This window comes from Magnetococcus sp. PR-3 (assembly GCF_036689865.1).
In the GTDB taxonomy this organism is placed as follows: domain Bacteria; phylum Pseudomonadota; class Magnetococcia; order Magnetococcales; family Magnetococcaceae; genus Magnetococcus.
In genome coordinates this window covers 449813-450039 of sequence record NZ_JBAHUQ010000001.1, presented here as the reverse complement: position 1 = coordinate 450039, position 227 = coordinate 449813, and positions in this window count along the sequence as shown.

Genomic DNA, 227 nt, shown 5'->3' with positions numbered 1-227 from the left:
GACACTTCGCAAGCCTGTGCCCTCAGGGGCACAGGGGCAAGATTAAGAGTTGAGACACTTCGCAAGCCTGTGCCCTCAGGGGCACAGGGGCCAGCTGATGGGCTTGGTATGATCAACGTTGGGGGTTAATCTCTCCACAGCCCTTCGTTACGTAGGGGGGCATCCCTTAAGCCGATGGGCTCCTGGTTAGCCTTAGGTTTATCCCGCGGCCATGCCCATTGATCTGG